The 16,828-nt window shown below is 57.8% G+C and carries 12 protein-coding genes and 4 pseudogenes; 7 read left to right on the top strand and 9 right to left on the bottom strand.

The features are described 5' to 3' along the window. Positions 1-147 (top strand): annotated as a pseudogene (locus FBZ93_RS39750) (IS256 family transposase); the annotation flags it as partial. A gap of 271 nt (positions 148-418) precedes the next feature. Here the strand turns inward: FBZ93_RS39750 and FBZ93_RS42110 are convergent. After that, entirely contained in the window at positions 419-613 is a 195-nt protein-coding gene (locus FBZ93_RS42110) for a transcriptional regulator domain-containing protein (protein WP_433995486.1), read from the bottom strand. A gap of 135 nt (positions 614-748) precedes the next feature. Further along, the gene (locus FBZ93_RS42105; RefSeq protein WP_433995485.1) at positions 749-1,096 is read right to left on the bottom strand and encodes a hypothetical protein; all 348 of its coding nucleotides are present in this window, start codon (positions 1,094-1,096) and stop codon (positions 749-751) included. 48 nt (positions 1,097-1,144) lie between these two features. On the opposite strand from FBZ93_RS42105, the pseudogene FBZ93_RS39735 reads away from it, so the two are divergent. Further along, positions 1,145-2,460: pseudogene (locus FBZ93_RS39735) on the top strand (IS5 family transposase). A gap of 202 nt (positions 2,461-2,662) precedes the next feature. Here FBZ93_RS39735 and FBZ93_RS39730 read toward each other — a convergent pair. The 6 genes and pseudogenes from FBZ93_RS39730 to FBZ93_RS39705 form a co-directional block, all read right to left on the bottom strand. Then, complete coding sequence (locus tag FBZ93_RS39730; protein WP_167529458.1) at positions 2,663-4,111, bottom strand: lyase family protein; 1,449 nt, start codon at positions 4,109-4,111, stop codon at positions 2,663-2,665. A gap of 10 nt (positions 4,112-4,121) precedes the next feature. Next, positions 4,122-5,333 carry an ATP-grasp domain-containing protein gene (locus FBZ93_RS39725; protein ID WP_146993141.1) on the bottom strand — a complete coding sequence of 404 codons (1,212 nt, stop codon included), beginning with the start codon at positions 5,331-5,333 and terminating at the stop codon, positions 4,122-4,124. A gap of 11 nt (positions 5,334-5,344) precedes the next feature. Further along, complete coding sequence (locus FBZ93_RS39720; protein ID WP_146993140.1) at positions 5,345-6,382, bottom strand: pyridoxal-phosphate dependent enzyme; 1,038 nt, start codon at positions 6,380-6,382, stop codon at positions 5,345-5,347. 11 nt (positions 6,383-6,393) lie between these two features. After that, a complete protein-coding gene (locus FBZ93_RS39715; protein ID WP_167529457.1) occupies positions 6,394-7,425 on the bottom strand; it encodes a kinase in 1,032 nt (343 codons plus the stop codon). A 913-nt stretch (positions 7,426-8,338) separates the two neighbouring features. Next, positions 8,339-8,609 (bottom strand): annotated as a pseudogene (locus FBZ93_RS42100) (transposase); the annotation flags it as partial. A 105-nt stretch (positions 8,610-8,714) separates the two neighbouring features. Beyond that, positions 8,715-10,052 carry an LLM class flavin-dependent oxidoreductase gene (locus FBZ93_RS39705; RefSeq protein ID WP_146993138.1) on the bottom strand — a complete coding sequence of 446 codons (1,338 nt, stop codon included), beginning with the start codon at positions 10,050-10,052 and terminating at the stop codon, positions 8,715-8,717. Between FBZ93_RS39705 and FBZ93_RS39700 the strand changes: the two genes are divergently transcribed. Both FBZ93_RS39700 and FBZ93_RS39695 read left to right on the top strand, forming a co-directional pair. After that, a complete protein-coding gene (locus FBZ93_RS39700) occupies positions 9,986-10,861 on the top strand; it encodes an IS630 family transposase (protein WP_283810893.1) in 876 nt (291 codons plus the stop codon). The two genes, FBZ93_RS39705 and FBZ93_RS39700, sit on opposite strands and share 67 nt — an antisense overlap. Before the next feature lie 250 nt (positions 10,862-11,111). After that, positions 11,112-11,312: a hypothetical protein gene (locus tag FBZ93_RS39695; RefSeq protein ID WP_146993137.1), complete on the top strand. Its 201-nt coding sequence runs from the start codon at positions 11,112-11,114 to the stop codon at positions 11,310-11,312. Between the two features lie 1,113 nt (positions 11,313-12,425). Here the strand turns inward: FBZ93_RS39695 and FBZ93_RS39690 are convergent. Continuing rightward, positions 12,426-13,046 (bottom strand): nitroreductase family protein, encoded by a 621-nt coding sequence (locus tag FBZ93_RS39690; protein WP_246667855.1) that lies wholly within the window; start codon positions 13,044-13,046, stop codon positions 12,426-12,428. A gap of 1,355 nt (positions 13,047-14,401) precedes the next feature. Here FBZ93_RS39690 and FBZ93_RS39685 point away from each other — a divergent pair. The 3 genes and pseudogenes from FBZ93_RS39685 to FBZ93_RS39675 form a co-directional block, all read left to right on the top strand. Beyond that, positions 14,402-15,283, top strand: coding sequence for a hypothetical protein (locus FBZ93_RS39685; protein WP_146993136.1), 882 nt, complete (start codon positions 14,402-14,404; stop codon positions 15,281-15,283). Between the two features lie 296 nt (positions 15,284-15,579). After that, positions 15,580-16,056 carry an Lrp/AsnC family transcriptional regulator gene (locus tag FBZ93_RS39680; protein ID WP_146993135.1) on the top strand — a complete coding sequence of 159 codons (477 nt, stop codon included), beginning with the start codon at positions 15,580-15,582 and terminating at the stop codon, positions 16,054-16,056. A 270-nt stretch (positions 16,057-16,326) separates the two neighbouring features. Then, a pseudogene (locus FBZ93_RS39675) lies at positions 16,327-16,798 on the top strand (transposase); the annotation flags it as partial. Positions 16,799-16,828: the final 30 nt, after the last annotated feature.

Below are 16,828 nucleotides of genomic sequence, written 5' to 3'. Positions count from 1 at the left end.
GAGGACGCGATCGTGCGCCTGATAGGCGCGATCCTGCTCGAACAGAACGATGAATGGGCCGTCCAGCACGCCCGTTACATGACACTGGAAACCATCGCGCCATTGAGCGATGATCCAACCGTCAGCCTTCCGGCGATCGCCAGCTGACCTGCCCGGCGCTTGCCGGTGAATGCGGTGCCCCGCCGCCAGTTACACCACGCTCAGGGACACGACCCCAAAGGCGATGCCTCGCTCCTCCGAGCGGCACGATGGCATGCCATCCATCTGACGCATGACGAAGCTCGCAGCCAGCCAGTTTGCTTAAATCAAGCTCGTACCGTTTGGACGCCGCCGAGCAGATCGCTGCACGGACGGGCAGCATGGTCGAGAGCGCCTCGGGGGTCCAGAAAACGGCTTGCTCGTCGAACGTTTTTTGCGATCAGCTGCAAAACGTCAGCCCCCACTTTCGTCGGAAGCGATCCGACGTCGCGCTGGACTGTTCGCTGCGGACCAAGGCCCCAAAGTCTTTTTGATACTCGCAATCGCGACGAAGCCACTCCCAGGCGATGTCGACCGCTTCTGCTGCCTTGGCCGCATGGTATGCGTTCTCTGATCTCCAGTCGGCACCTGGCATCGTGCTATTTTTCCCTAAATGCACACGCAAGGAAACTGGACTGACAATTGTGACGATTTCTGGTTGCGTCAGGCAGTTATTCAATGCTTAGGCACTTTCAAGATGGAACGATCTATTCTTGCGATCTGAAACAAGTCACGTCCGGTCCAGATGCCCTTCAATCTTCACCTTTCGGCCAACCGCGGCGCAGGAGATCCCGATAGCCGTGACGCGCCGCCCACTTGGCGCGAGCCAGATGACTGTCGACAGCGCCGCGCGATCCGGCTCAAGGGTCGGATCAATACCAAGCACAATGCGCGCGACTTCGCGCCAATCCGCTTGATCGGCTTCAGCATCGGGAGGGCGCACATAGGTAGTTGTCCGTAAGAAGTACCCAGACCATTGAGCGAGAGTCGGTTTTTGGCGTGGCCGCGGTTTTGAGATTGCAAGCTTTCGATAGTTGAGGCGTGGAAAGCTTGCAAATTTCATCTTCAAGAATTCCATCGAATCAGCATTCGTGATTCCGTGTTCGGAGCGGAGTTAGAGACACGGATGCGACCGAAGAAGCCTGAGACGACGGAGGAACACGATCTGTTTCGTGCCAGGGTGGATCAGATCATCATTATGAAGCACGAGCTGGTTCAGATGGCGGCCAGGATCGACTGGGACTGGATCGATCGGGAGGTCGCACCGCTTTAGCGGCATCGGTCGTCTTGCGATCGCAAGCCGCTTCCTGATCGGACTGTTGTTGTTCAAGCACATTTTACGGCTTGTCCGACGAGGGCGTCTGCGAGCGCTGGGTCTGCGACATACCTCCAGCACTTCACCGGCTTTGAGTTTTTTCAGCATGAGTTTCCGCCCGAGCGCTCTGACCTCAGTCATGGGCGCAAGCGGCTCGGCGACAAGCTGGAGCTTTTGGTGGCTGAGAGCCTACGGATCGCGCACGGGGCTGGCGCACTGCACGCGCGATCTCAAGCGGGTGACGGTGGACACCACCGTTCAACCCAAGGGCCAGCACCTTCCCGACCGACGCCAAGCTCATCCACGCGGCCATCAGGGGCCTCAATCGGCTGGCGCGCGAGCATGGCTGCGGCAGTCGTATCAACGCATCGCCAAGCGGGCAGCGATGATGGCAGGACACAATGCCTACGCAAAATAGTTCAAGGGCAATCGTCGGCAATTGCGCAGCTTGCGGATGTGGCTCGGCCGCGTCATCCGTGACATCCGCCGCAAGATCGGCGGCCAGGGCGAGCTTGAGGCTATCTTCGCGCAGCCGCTTTGGCGCGCAGCCTTCCACGCGCCCGAGGTCGAGTGCATCGGCAAGGGCAAGGCCAGCGCGCCTTACGAATTCGGGGTGAAAGCCTCGATCGTCACGACCAACACCGCGCTCCGGGCGACCAATTCGTTGTGCACGCCACGGCGTTGCCGGGCAACCCCTATGACGGGCACACGCTCGGCGACGTCATCAACAGTACCGACACACTCACACTCACGGACTGGGCCATCGAGGGCGCCTACGTTGACAAGGGCTATCGTGGCCACGCAACGGAAACCCGCGCAGCGTCTTCATCTCCGGTCAAAAGCGCGGTGTCTTCGGGATGCTCAAGCGCGAGCTCAGGCGCCGCTCAGCCATCGGGCCTGTGATTGGCCACATGAAGAGTGACGGACATCTCGGCCGCTGCCAGCTCAAGGGCAGCGACGGTGATGCTGCCAACGTCGTCCTTACCGCCCTCGGCCACAATCTCCGCCTCGTCCGCGCCTGGCTCAGGCTTCTGTTGCGCCTGATCCTGAACCTCTTCTCGCGCCTGCTCGAGCCTCCTAAAAAAGGAGTTTTTCTCGCTGCATCGGCCGCACGAAAGGCGGGTTGAAATTCCACGCTCCAGGTCGTCGGCAACAACCCCGGCAAGCAGCTCGTCATCCTGCTCCTCCCCTTCGAGGTTCGCTTGATCGGGCGCTCCGCCTCGAGGGTGCTGAGCAGCTGCTTGACAACTGAGCCTTCTTCGCAACGATGCAAAAGACAAACGCGGTGCCTCACTGCTGAGCCCTTTCTCCCTTGTCGATCGGTTGAAGCTATGATCTGTTGAGGCTCTCGATTGTAGAACGAAGTTCTTCTTGAGCACGGCTCCAACCAGCCCCGATCTCGCCCAAAAGCGTAGCCGATCGTTTGGCGTCCCTCTCGAGCTCGTCGAGCGCTGCGGCAACGGCCTCGGGAGCGGACCCTCCCCCTGCTCGAGCCGTTCTCGCAATGACGTCCGGCGCCAGCGCGACGTCGACGGAATCCAGTAGCCTGCCTCTCTGCATGATGGTCAAGAGGCTTGGAGCACCACATTCGACAGCTGTCGTCACCAGCTGCCCAACTTCATTATGAGCGGATCGAAAATCGAGGCCACTGTCGACGGCGAGCCGCGTCGCCGTTTCCATGGCATTTACAAACGACCTGTCGAGCATAGACGAAGCATCCTCGGTGACGGTCAGGCCACAAAAACATAGTCGGATGAGGCGCACCGACGCAATGGAATTGGCGATACCAGACCAGACATGGCGAGTAGCTTCCGTTCCGACGGCCACGCTGTTCGTGAACGGCGTGCTATGCATGCCCGTGACTGAGGCGACAAAATAGCCAATTAACGCGCCCGCCTTTCCTTGGACCTGCTCGAGAAGGAACGGATTTCGCTTGTGGGGCATCGCGGAGCTAGAGCCAACCAGTTCGTCCGGAAGATTAGCCAGCCCTGCTTCGCCTACCCAGAGCAGCAGCGTTTCGGCGATGCGACTTAGATTCGATCCCAGAATCGCCGAGCCGGCCAGCAGGCGAAGGATCAGATCGCGAGATGCCACGCTATCGATGGAGTTGATAGGCGGCGTCGCGAACCCGAGCAGCCTTGCCGTCAAGTCGGGTAGAATCGGCAAGGTCGAGCCACCTCCAACGCCGGCACCGAGACAGGAGCGATTGAGGAGCGGATGCACGGCCAGAAGCGCATCCAAATCGCGCGCTAGCGCACCAGCGAACGCCGCCAGATGGTGCGCGAAGGTGGACGGCAAGGCAGGCTGACGATGAGTGTGCAGCGGGAAAACCGTGTTGAGGTGAGCTCGAGCCAACCCGCACAGCACACGCAGAAGTTCGAGGAGTTCGCCGACTAGTTCCTGATATGGCCCTCTGAGCTTGAGCTTCACGAGCGTCGCGTTGATATCGTTGCGGCTCCGGCCAAGATGTAAATTACTGGCTTCCTTGCCGATCACTGAACGGAGATGGTCCTCATATGCGAGATAGGCGCCGCGAGGGGCGGGCGAAAGGGCAAGGCTGTGGAATTCCTCGGCCTGTAATCTATCGAGCTCGACGAGCACTTTCTTGGCGAGACTGCGGTCAATCAACCCGACTCGCTCAAGCATAATGGCCTGGGCCCGATCGACTTCGGCGTAGAAGGGTAGCTCGTCGTTCACTGCCCGCCGAAGATCGGCGTCAAAAACGATGGAGCTCGCTTCTGGATGGAGTGTCGATTTGATGCGGCCTGTGTCCTGCAATGTTATCTCCTCATTTCTGCCGGATGAAAGCAACCGCAGCTTCAGCCCGCGAGGCAGCCGCCGCTGCATCATCATCAACTGCGATGACGTGACCAATTCGGTCGCGGAAATCGTTGTATGGTCTGAACTCTATCGGCAGAGTGCGATATAGGGCGAACTCCGCTAGTCCGAAGCGGTCGACTAGGCGCTCGCGGGACTGAGGGAGGTCGAAGAGGCCTTCGCGCTCCGGCAGGATGAATCGGATCGAACCGTGAGCGCCTGCGCCCGGAGTCGCGGAAGGCATCCCCAGCAGGCTGCGGAGGACCGCGACGATCGGATCGAAACCAGTCGCGTGACGGAAAAGGCTCGGGATCGAGCCGCCGGCGAGGCGTGGATTAACTTCGATGATCGTGACGAAGCCCTTGTGTGCCCGAAGTTCGACATGAGCCGGTCCCCGCGCGTGGCCCAGGACCCCTATAGCGTGAAGGGCTTCATGTGCGATTTGCGCTCGCAACTGAGGCGAGAGAATTGCCGGCGCGTCGTGTCCGATCTCGACGAAATGCGGTAGACTTCCGAGATGTTTCCGTGTCACGCCGATGACGCAGCTGTCGAGAATCTCCACGGAAAACTCGTCACCCGCGATGTATGACATGATAAGGGCACCAGATTGGATGGGACGGCCACGCACGTCGGTGGTGGTGCCGAGCAGGTTGCGCAAGGCTTGAATCGCGTCGGTTTCGGTTTCCACCAGGGTGACGCCGACGCTACCGGTCCCACTGATCGGCTTTACGACTGCAGGCAAGCCGACCCGCGTGAGGGCGTTGCGGATATCGCAGTCGGCGCCGACAGTCGCGCTATCGGGGACCGCAACGCCAGCCTCACGCAGGGCGGCAGCTTGGCGAGCCTTGTCCCTGCAAAGCGCGATGGCCTCGGGATTCGGACCGGCGAGCCCGAGCCGCCTGGCTTGCACCGCGGCTGTGTAAAGATAGAGATCGCTCGACGTCGTAAGCAGCTCGATCGGCATGGACGCGGCGACATCATCGACGACTGCAGTAACAGCGGCCTCTGAGGACGTGTCACAGGTACGTAAGTCAAGGTCCGGACTGCCGTGCAGAAAGTGATACTGCTTAGGCGAGGCGGTGACAAAGACGGGAAAGAGCCCCAATTCTCGGGCGCGCAGAATGAAGTCGGCACCCGAGCCGGAGCTATTGGACTCAATGAAGATCGCGGCTGAGATGGCCATTGCAGTAGGGTTCAGTTCGCGGAATGCGGAGACCCCATCAAGCCGGCTAATGAGCGGCGGCTCCAATCGAGGCGGCACCAGCCGCCATTGGCGCGAAGGGGATGATGGACGAGAACAGGCTCGATCGCCGCAAGCTCGGCCCGATAGCCGTGCTCGTGCAACCACGCTGAATCGTAGACGCTGTGCTCGTAACGGTTGCTGTCATCAGGGAACACCGCGAGCACCTTGCTTTGGGGGAAACGCTCTGCATACCACTTGGCGACAAGATAGGCGGCCCCGCTCGTAGGCCCACGCTTTAGTGAAGTCTCGCGATGAAGTTGGTGCGCAGCTTGGTATGCTTCGTTGGCGCCCAACCAATGGATTTCGTCGAACGCCTCGTGAATCAAATTGCCGGGCATAATACTGTTGCCGAGACCGCGCAGATCGCGGCGCCCCACCGGAAGGCCGAACAATATGCTGCCGAAGGTGTCGATTCCGACAAGTTTCATCTCGGGAAAGAAGGCGCGGCAGTAGTGAGCAAGACCGCAGGATGAACCTCCCGAGCCAACCGTCGCGACCATCACGTCGATCTTGCCGAATTGCCTGATGGCCTCCTCGGCCGGACGCGCATAGGAAAGGCGGTTGCCCAGGTTGTCATACTGACTCGACCAGGTGGCTCCGGTGCGATCCATGAAGTCCAGCAGCGCCTGCTTCCGGAGCAACTGCACGTTGGCGTCGGATGCAGTCGCGTCGACGAGGTGCACTTCAGCGCCCAACTCCTCTATCGTGGATTTGAGCGGCGGCTCGATGGCGCGATCGCCGAAGATGTGTAACTTGAGCCCGAAGTGCATGCAAACGATGGCGAGGCCAAGAGCCATCGTTCCGCTCGAAGTTTCGACTACCGTTGTGTTGGGGCCGATGTCGCCGTTGCGCAGGCCTGTTTCGATGATGTTGAAGGCCGGGAACACCTTCATCATCCTGAAGTCAATGGCGGCCAAGTTTTCAGGCCGCAATGAAACGATCTTGAGGGGCGCATGAGCGGCAATGATGACGGAGAGTATGTCCGGCATCTCGTGCAACCTCAATACGGGGTAGAAAAGGTGCAAAGTCGATCGAAACCAAGGCGTGCTATCGCGGTGCTGGCCTCAGCCACTCTGGTACGAAGGTCGGGCAGAGTCGGGTCGAAGATCAAGCCAGCAACGGTGCCGCTATGGGCGACTACGATTCCGGCCGAGCCGGTACCTTCCTTAATGCGGAGGAGTTCGTTGAACTTCGGCTTCTTGAGCGGATTCTGCATGGCGGTCTCACTCGTGGTCGCGGAGAAGGTTGCAACCCGGCCAGCAAGGGCGACGCTCTGCTCCGCAATTGCGCGCTCCAGCACCGCCAACGCACACCCGAAGGCGGCGATCTGGTCGCGCGAGTAGCGGGCTCGCGGCAAACGGTCGGTATCGAAACCGCCACCGGCAGAGCCGGTATCAAACCCCAGAATACGCATTTGCGGGAGAGCGCCATTGAACATCCGGACAATCTTGCCGATGCGTTGCGCAAACAGGACGGTGCTTGCCGTGCAGTCGAACATCAGCGAGTCGCTCGAATGCTCGGCCGCAACCGCGAGCTTCGCTTGCAGATGAGGCGCCAGAATGATGGGCACACCGCGATAGACACTGACAGCGTGGGCGACGGCGCGGATGGAGGCCACTACGCCGCTCGTAGACGAGCCCATACCGGCACTTTCAGGGACGGCCGTCGTCACTTCGAGTCTGGCAGACATGCCCTTCAATTCGAACGCATCGAGGGCTAGCCGAGCCGCGATCTCACATTTGCGGAAGTGAGGCGGTCTCACTTGGATGCCGGTGTGGCCAGCCTCGGGCTCGAACTTCCCCCTGCGGCTTGGGTCCAACGTTACGCGGGCGACTGATCCGTCGGCATACGGCGTGTGAACTGAGACCAGCGCACGCGTAGTCCGGCGATGCCCTCCCTCCGCGACATCGAAGGCGCCTTGGAGCAGTTCGCCGAAGTGTGGATAGCAGGTCGCTACGCCGGATGTTTTCGGAAGCCTGCTCTGGAGGGCCCGTAGATCGTGGGCCGGAAGTTCCAGCGGAATCTCGATCATGTCGTTCCCCTGCCGTGGCCGCGCGACCAAGCCGCAGTTGACTTGCTTCGAAAGCAGCATGAACGCCGATGGAAACAATCTTCCGTGTTAGGGGATGCTATCCAATTCCGTATTATCGCATCGTCATTTACAGACAACGCCACCATCCTTAGCGATTCCAACTTGATCTGCATCAGTGGCGAGCCTGTTCATTGTCTGCGCAGAAGCGAACCGGTATAATCCGCGTATGAGGGGCCGCCGAACTGCAGGATTTTGACTGTCATGAAGAAATAGTCTCGAATTTCTAGTCAGCGAAGCGCCTCACACTGCTGCGCTACCGTTTGATTGCCGGATCTGCCGGCGGGACATTAGCCAGGCGTATATCTGCGCGCACCTACAAGGAGTGGGAGTGCGCTTAATCGGCCCTAAGTCACATTATTGCGAGCGGCAATCCGGTCATATTTCCAGTCTAGTGGCTTCATATCGCGCAGCCCTCACGGCACGGAAAAAGGCAAGCGAGCGGCCTCATTTCGCACGAGGAAAAGGTCGGTCGTCTCCTGGGACGGCATTGGCACGACGCTAAGCGGATCGTCAATCGCAGAGCGTGGATTCTGTAGCCGTCATGCGGTCTGATTGGACACAGTGCCGTTGCATGGCCGCTTCATGGTTCTCAATTGCCATTTCAGTCGAATATTCGAAAAGTGCCAGCCGAGCTGCGTGCTGAGCTCCGAAACTTCTTTCCCACCCAAACAACCTATTCGGTCTATAAGCGTATGAGAACTACGCTCGTGATCAGCTGCCGCATCAAACGGAGACGGGTCTCGGCACCAATCTCCCGGCTGAGGGCGTCGACATCGTCGAGCTTGGCAAGCCGATTAACGATCAGCGCACGAATCAACCATCCCGGCGTGCCTCCGTCGACTAGAACCTGTCTTCAGTTGAGCAAGCTGAAAGCCGAGGCTAGGTATGCGCCGGCGAGAAAGTTTCTGGCGAGCTTGTCGTAGCGCGTTGCGATAGCGCCAAAGTGATTGAGTTTATTGAAGAAGCGCTCGACGAGGTTGCGCTCGCAATAGAGGGCGAAAATCACACAACAGCGGAATCGCGCGGCGGGGATGGGAAGGAATGACCGAGGTGATTTGCCTGTTGGTGAGGGCATGGATAAAGGCATCGGCATCGTAGGCCTTGTCGCCAATCAAGGCCGCTGGATCGGAATTCTCAATCCGCGGCTCAGATCCGGGAAGCTTGCAATCGCAAAATGTGGCGGCGGCCAAGCCGCGCCCTGCTCAACAGCTTGGCGCTTATTCACAGACTTATCGTTGCTGCGCGAGCCGATTCAGTGGCCGCTTGAGACCGAGGTTCTCTCTGAGTGTTTGTCCCGAATACCCGGTTCTGAATTTGCCTCGTCGGCGCAATTCGGGAACGACGAGATCAACAAAATCCTTGAGCCCCCCGGGGAGCGGCACCGGAAGCACGTTGAAACCGTCAGCCCCGCGTTGCTCAAATGTTTCCTCCATGGCGTTGGCAATTTCGTCCGGTGTTCCGATGACCAAGAGATGGCCTTTGCTGTCCGATATAAAGCGGATTAGTTGTCTCCAGGTGAATTTTTGGCGTGCAGCCACGTCGAGGAGCAGTTTCTGGCGACTTTGCATGAAGTTCGTCTGCGGTAAAGCCTCGGGGACCAATGAGTCGAGATCCACTGAACGCAGGTCGGTGACAGACCCCAGAACGCGATCGGCCATTCCTATTTGAACGTCGATGTGTTCGTACGAATGTAGCTTTTCTAGCTTCTCAGATGCTTCTTTCTTGGTCCTGCCGACGATCGGGATAATACCCGGCATGACTAGCAGCTGATCGTCCTGTCGTCCAAGTGCGCGCGCTCTCTCTTTGAGAGTTGCGTAATATTTTTGGCCGTGTTCCAAGTAAGGGGCAGCGGTGAACACAACCTCACCGAATTCTGCCGCGAACCCTATTCCGGTATCGGATGCTCCAGCCTGGACCAATACGGGATACCCTTGAGGCGGCCTTGCGATGTTCAGAGGGCCTCGCACTGATAAGTAGTTCCCTCGGTGGTTAAGCAAATGCAGCTTCGTAGTGTCAACGAAAATACCACTATACTTGTCGCGAATGAAAGCGTCGTCCTCCCACGTGTCCCAAAGACCCTTGACAACTTCCACGAATTCTCTTGCTCGAGCATAGCGCTCGTCATGGTCTGGAAGTTCCTTTTCACCGAAATTTGCAGCTTCGGACTTAAATGCGGAGGTGACAATGTTCCAGGCCGCACGTCCCCGCGATAGGTGGTCAAGGGAGGCAAACATGCGTGCAAGATGATAAGGCTGATTGTACGTCGTCGTCGCCGTTCCGACAAGGCCGATATCTTGTGTTCTCGATGAAAGCGCCGACAAGAGCGTAATTGGCTCGAACCCGTCGTGTCGGCTTGAACGAGCTATGTGCGCATGATCGAACACGCTTGGGCTATCGGCAAGAAATATGAAGTGAAGTGCCGCACCTTCCGCTAGTGCTGCTAGCTGAGCATAATGGCCAATATCAACTCCGCAATTTGCTGGCACGCTAGGATCGCGCCATGCGCCTTCGTGATATCCCGATTGAAAGAGGAACACTCCGAGCTTCATTTCATCGTTGCGCCGCATGCAGTTCTCCTTTTGAATTTGACTACCCCGCGCCCCTCGTTCAGTTGGCCGCTCGCAGAACAGCTTGCTTCAATGCTCGACGCTTACGCGATCACCGGAGAGTCCGATGTGCGTGGTTTCCGACAAAGTCCCTTCGCTACACATCATCTGCCACCAGCGTTGGAGCCAACGATCCTTTCCTCATCGAGACGCTGTGCGACGTCGTCGGGCTGTACCTGAGCTCACCCGACAATGCTTTTACGATCTGCATCCATGAGAAGAGTCAGTGCGAGGCTCTGGAGCGCACACAACCAATGCTGCTCATGGGCCTCAGTTACGTCGAAGGGATTGCTCACGACTACAAGCGGCACGGCACCACCACGTTGTTCGCAGCACTGAATGTGATTGATGGGACGATGCTCGCCTGGTGTAAGCCACGTCACTGGCATCAGGAATTCGTGTCGTTCTTGCGCGAGATTGATAAGGCGGTCCCCGGAAAACTGGATATCCACTGCATCATCGACAACTACGCGACCCACAATTACCCGAAGATCAAGGCCTGGCTCGCAATCAGACCTCGCTGGCACATGCACTTCATTCCCACCTACAGCGCTTGGCTTAACCAAGTGGAGCGCTTCCTTGCGTTGATCACCGACAAGGCAATCCGCCGCGGCTCCTTCTCCAAGGTTAAGCAGCTCGTCCGCGAAATCGATCACTTCGTCTCTGCATACAACACCACCCGCCAGCCCTTCCGCTGGACTGCTACGGCAGACGCAATCCTCGAAAAACTGCATCGACTTTGCTCACGAATTACCGGGACAGGACCCTAGACCGGCATCAATTTTGCGAAGCATCGGCTCGCCTCCACTTTCCAACCACCGCTCTTGTTGTCGGAATTTGACATTGTGAAGTAACTCAAAGCGGAATCTTTTCGAGGCGGGAATTGGCAAGTTTCTTTCAGGTTTGTTCTCCACATTGCTTTCAACCAGAAAGGTTAGTTGCAGAGCACGCAATTGACAGCTCCGATGCCCAGGACTTTTTGAGACCGATGCACGCAGCGGCCTCGCCGGAAGGTACATCATGCGTTTCCAGGAGAACGGAGAGGTCGCGGTTCGAGCAGATCTCAGTGCACAGGATTCTTACACCCGGCGAAACAGCGCATTTATCATGGCCGCTGGCGACAACAGAGTCGAGCTGATGTTGCATGCCAAACTCCTTTCAGGTGGCGCCAAAATCCAGTTTCTCAACTGGTCGGCTCGTCGCTCAACGACTGAAAGGTGACATGCTTCTGTTATCTAGATCAATCATCAGGGTTGGGAGTTGACTGAGGTAAGCACTGTAGCATCCCGCGATTTGATAGCGCCGAACTTGCGGCGAAGCCTTAGTAATCACAAGGGGCTTGTTCGGCGATCACGGAATTCAAGTGGACGTGAGCGTTCGTCGGACCATTCGCTGATCGAGCGCATCGGGCCGATCAACGCTGTTATTGCTGCCCTCGAGGCGTGAGGGTTCTTGTCGCGCGCTACGCTTAAGGTCTCTTTCGCATTCTAGGCCCCGTCGCCGGCTAGGAGCGTCGAATGGGGCGCGGCGTTCCACGCCTCCGCGCCGATTTGCGGTCGCCTGCCAACTTCGATAGTTGACGGTTAGCCCGCTTTCTTCTCAGCTGGAACATAGTTGAGTTTCGCGATGCTCTTGGCGTCTCCGGCTTTCCGAACGTCGCGATCACCAACACGCTTCGTGCGGTTGCGGTGCAAGTATTCTGAGCGATTATGGTCCAGCGCCGAACTCTCTTGTCCGCTCCGTTGCGCAGTCTCTTGCGTTATCCGAGCCCGCCGATCATAGTGTTTGCGTTTGTGGGGCTCGGACTGATGCCGCTTGTTGCGGGCCGAATCGATCTCTTGATGCCATACGACTATGCGACCATCGGCCTGCGTGGGGCCGCCTTCCAGTGCTGATGAAGGACCTTGGCGAGCGTGCTTGGCACGGATGAGCTCGATCGAGGCGCCTTGTCCAGATTGACTGCTTCAAGAGAACCCGTGCTGGTGATGGAGGGTAACTCCTCGACCACAGAACCGCCCGCGATCCGCAGATCGGGTACTCCGACATCTCGTCGGCATATCCCACTTCACGCCGGCGTCGAATTCTTAGATCAGTCGGTCTAGCGATCCTTTGCCAAGTTGACCGAACACCACATCAGGTGCGGGTTGAATCGCTCGACTCGGCAACTGGCAAAGCCATTCGCGACCACATTAAGACGATCAACGAAGCTCCGAAGCCTTTCGCTGGATCAAGTCCGTCCACGATCTCTGAACCAATCGCAATCGAACATCAGAAGTCGGGACACGATCGGAGCGGCGAGCGAGTGCGGTTCAATTGAGAGATGCGGCCCATCCGTCAGGTCCTGAATGATTCGGGAAACAAACCGCGAGCGGCAAAGTCACTGACCGGTGACCGACCGCTGGGTTGCTCACGCTTAAATAGCGTAGGTGGCAGGTATGCGCCGTCGCCCTTGCGCCCAACAGCGATCGCGATCTCAACCGCAAAACTCGAGGGCACCCTGAGTACGGAGTGCGCCTTCTTCACGTCAAATCCGCTCATTCCGTGTGCGGCCCAACCTGCGGACGTTGCCTGGTTGGCAAAGTTAGCCCAGGCGGCGCCACAGTCGAAGGAGTGTGTGCGCGAGAATTGCGCCTCGGTCTTGCCGGGCGGCATAAAGTACGTTCTCGACAGCAGATAGATCAGTGCCGCCGCGTGTCGCGCCCACTCCTTGTTGAAGTCGATGAAGGGGTTGAGAAAGATGTCGAATTCGGGCTCGCCGCGGAACGCATAGAGAAAGTGCCACGGCTGGGAATTAAAAGCCGACGGCGCCCACCGAGCGGCCTCGAAGAAGCTTTTCAGAACGTCTTCCGGGATCTGGTCCTGGTTGAACGCGCGCGGTGACCAGCGATCGACGAATATCCGGTCTGCGGGATATTCGGGGGCGCGGATTTTGGAAGCCGCCTCTTGAATGGTCACTCTCTTCTCCTTCATCGTTTTTGATGCTCCGGTACGGCATGTCGCGCGCGTGGCCTCGAGCAGATCCGCGTACTTGTGTGTAAGCCGACACCTCGGCAATGGCTCCTGGATAATGACTATTTCCGAACGAAACATATTTGAGCTGGTGGGCGCGGCTCGCGAACAGGCCGTCGAAAGGCCGTTCTGTTCGCGGGTAAAGGAGTTGGCCGCGACGATCACGGCCTTCAAAGATGATCGACGCTTTGCGGTTGGATAAAGGAGGTTCGACGAGTTCCATAATCATAAACCTTTCAATCCTTGTGAGCCTCTTCTCCTCGGCCGACAGCTTCCAACGCCATACCGTTTCTGTTCAAAGTTTTCACCTACAAGAACCTTGACGTGAGAGCGGCAGCCTGCAAGATGACCTTCGAAGATCAAATGTGCGCTAGACGTTGCCATAGTGATATTGTTTTAGGTAGACTGAGAGAGGCTCCGACGGATTGAGAGTGTACGAACCTTCTGGGATCATCGACGGTGGAACGGAAGGTCAGCCCACAGACTACGTCTATGCTGGGCATTGTCATCAAGAGCCGGCACGCGAGATCGCGGATGATCATCTGCAGTATGGCGTCACTGGCGAGCAATTCGCGAACCCGCACCGCAAATAGGTTCCGTGAGACGATCCCAACTTTGAGGCCAAGAGGGCGCAGAGGTCCTCAGATAACCCGCTCTACGGCAACGATGGAGCGGATAACATGCTTGCAGGCTGTTGCCGGTGTTCGCGCCCTTTGGCTGCCGATACCCAGGATTGAACCAGCCTGTTTCTCACCAACTGCGATCCCACGCGCATCGTTCCGATCGGCCTTCATCGGCATAGGCGAAGGTGCTGCCTTGACCTGGTGGGCTTCTAAACTAACGGCCGGTAGCCCGAGTTCGATTAGATTCGCGATCAGCTATTCTGAGGGCGGTCCTGCCTCTAGGCCACAGCTCAACTCGACTAGCCCATGGTTCGAGGTACCGCAGAATCGATGGCGCATATGCCAACGTCGTTCCTTTCTGAATAAGCCTTCCGGTCTCGTCCATCGCGCATATCGCAACGGAGTTCAGCGAAACATCAAGGCCGATGTAGATCATGATTTTCCTCCTTTGGGTGGAATCGGCCCATGATCGTCAGTTAAAAGGAGCTACTCGGCAAATTGACCAGGCGATCGGGACCGAATGCCCCGTCTCTTACCGAGGCCTCACGGCCATCTCCCTCTGAGGTGATGGACTCTACCAGTTTTTGGAGGAGATTGCGGGTTTCAGGTCAGCTAGAGCTCCTCAGCACGATATCCATCGGAATGGGCCTCCTCTACGAGGCTGGCAGGAAGGGGCCTATGCCAAGAGATAACATCTTTATCAACGGAAGGACGTTGTCAGTCTTGCTGGATCGGGCTTTATTAGCTCTATCCGCCGTAACCACAGCAATCCTTTTCGCTTGGCTGCTATACTACAGCAGTTACGATCTCGGCAGCGAAGGTTTCTACCCAAACTTGAACATTCAATCGGTCTCGATGGTAATGATCGGATTGCTGCTGGCCGATCGGCCAGGGCGCATGTGCCAGGTCTTGGGGCGGATCTTGGTCGGCGTTGGCGGCTGGTGCTGCTTCATGGCCAAGCCGATCACCGCTGCGGCCATCGCCCTCGTCGTTATGCTCTATGTCGTCGTTTTGCGCCGAAAGTCGCTGCGGCCCACACCTGGCGAGGCGTTGATCGCTCTTGCTCTACTGATCGTTAACACCTACTTGATCGGCGACGGCATCACCGGGCTGGTGACCCGTATGGTCAACGGCAGTGACGGGATAACCCTGCTGGGTGCCGGGCACGCGATGTCTCGCATTCTTCGGATCGACTGGCTCGAAACCAGCCGCTCGCAACTCGGTATCGCTGTGTTAGTGCCGATAGCCCTTCTGCTCAGCATTCTCATGGGGGCCACGCACAAGTTGATCGCATCGCTGGCTCTCGCTGCGATGTTGATCGTAACAATAGCGGTTGCGCTGCTGAGGATCCATCTGATCAGCATCGATGTCTCGACTCTGTTCTTGGTGCCGGCCTTCACATGCCTTGGCGCGATGTTCTATCGTGAGGGATTGGTTCTGCGTACCCAAACTCCCACCAGCATCGTACTAGCGCTAACCTTTTTGGTCCTGCCGCACCTGCTCGCACTGAGCCGCGCTCTCAATTACTGGACCATCGGTTCGTCCGCCGCCTTGTTCTAGATGCTCGCGGTCGTCGCCATTCTGAGCCCTCTTGCGCAAGAGGGACGCAGCGTCGCCACTCTACTGCCCCTGACGGTGTTGCTTACCGCATCAGCGGTCAATGCTGGCATGCTCAAGTCGTGGGGTCAGGTGAAAAATCTCCGCGCGTATACCGCTGTCACGCCCGTGCCCGGTGGTGGAAAATTGGTGCTCTCGCAATCCCTCCACGACTATCTGGCCACAGCCAGTGCCCATGCTCGTGCGGTCGACCTTACAGGCATTTCGCGGCGAAATTCTGCTAAGGCTGGGAGCCGATTGTGCAGTACGACCGAATAGACGCCCGCATCCTCGAGATCGTACAGAAGGACAACCGCCTGACTTCCGAGGTAGTCGGCGAAATGGTGGGGCTTTCTGCTACCGCGTGTCAGCGAAGACTGAAGAGGCTTCGTTCGGATGGCATCATCGAAGCCGATGTCTCAATCGTTTCGGCGAAGGCGGTGGGAAGAGCTATTCAGATGCTTGTGCTGGTAACCCTAGAACGGGAGCGTTCAGATATAGTCGATAGGTTCAAGAAGTCCATCAAGTCGTCAGCTGAAGTCGTCAACGGATTTTTCGTCACCGGCAACGCTGACTTTGTCCTATACATTACGGCGCGTTGCATGGACGATTATGAGCAGTTCACCCGTCGGTTCTTTTATGAGAACCCGGACATTAAGAGCTTCAAGACGATGGTCATAATGGACCGCGTAAAGGTGGGCTTTGCCATTCCAATTGAGGCCCCGTCCGAAGATTAACCAAGTCCTGATGCTGGTTGTCTCACCTGGCTGGATCCATTTTGCGCGTTGAACGCGAAAACCCGTATTATCGCCCTCTACCCCACGGTGCTGCCGACACCAAGCTGACAACGGCCAGCCTTGTTAACCTCATTTTTGATGGCCGCGGCAATCTCCATTATAGTGAGTTCGTCCCGTAGCGAACACTCAACGTGCCATATCAGTCAAACTACCGCATGACTGACCTGCCCCTGAGTATTTCCTCCAGATGGAGTTAGGGTCCGGCCTGAAGTGCAGCGAGACCGAACCGATGAAGCGGCCAGGTTCACGGAAGAGCCGATTATCATTGTGTTGAAGGAGCATGAGGCTGGGTCGACGACAGCTGACCTGGTTGCAAACACAGGGTCTGCGAGGCGACGATCCACAATTGGAAGGCCAGGCTCGGCGGCATGGACGTTTCCGATGCTAAGCGTCTGAAGGCGCTCGAGGAAAAGAACCCGAAGCTGAAGAAGCTGCTGGCTGAGCAGATGCTCAATGCGGCGGCACTACGCGAGCTTTTGTCAAAAAAGTGGTAGGACCCGCCGCCAAGCGCGCCGCGGTGGCGCATCTGCTGCAGGACACGATGGGCCCGTCGGAGCGGCGGGGTAGTTCGATCGCCGGTGCGGACCGGACAATGGTCCGCTATCGATCCTGCCGATCGCCGGCCACGGCGCTGCGAGCCCGAACTCTTGATTGTTGCACCAGCCGGCAGGAGAGTGGGTTCTTTTACCGTTCCATTATGGCGTTCTATGGC

Origin of the sequence: Bradyrhizobium macuxiense (assembly GCF_007993935.1) — a bacterium.
Lineage (GTDB): Bacteria > Pseudomonadota > Alphaproteobacteria > Rhizobiales > Xanthobacteraceae > Bradyrhizobium > Bradyrhizobium macuxiense_A.
Note: the sequence above shows the minus strand (reverse complement) of the source record. Positions and strands in the feature narration are given on the sequence as shown.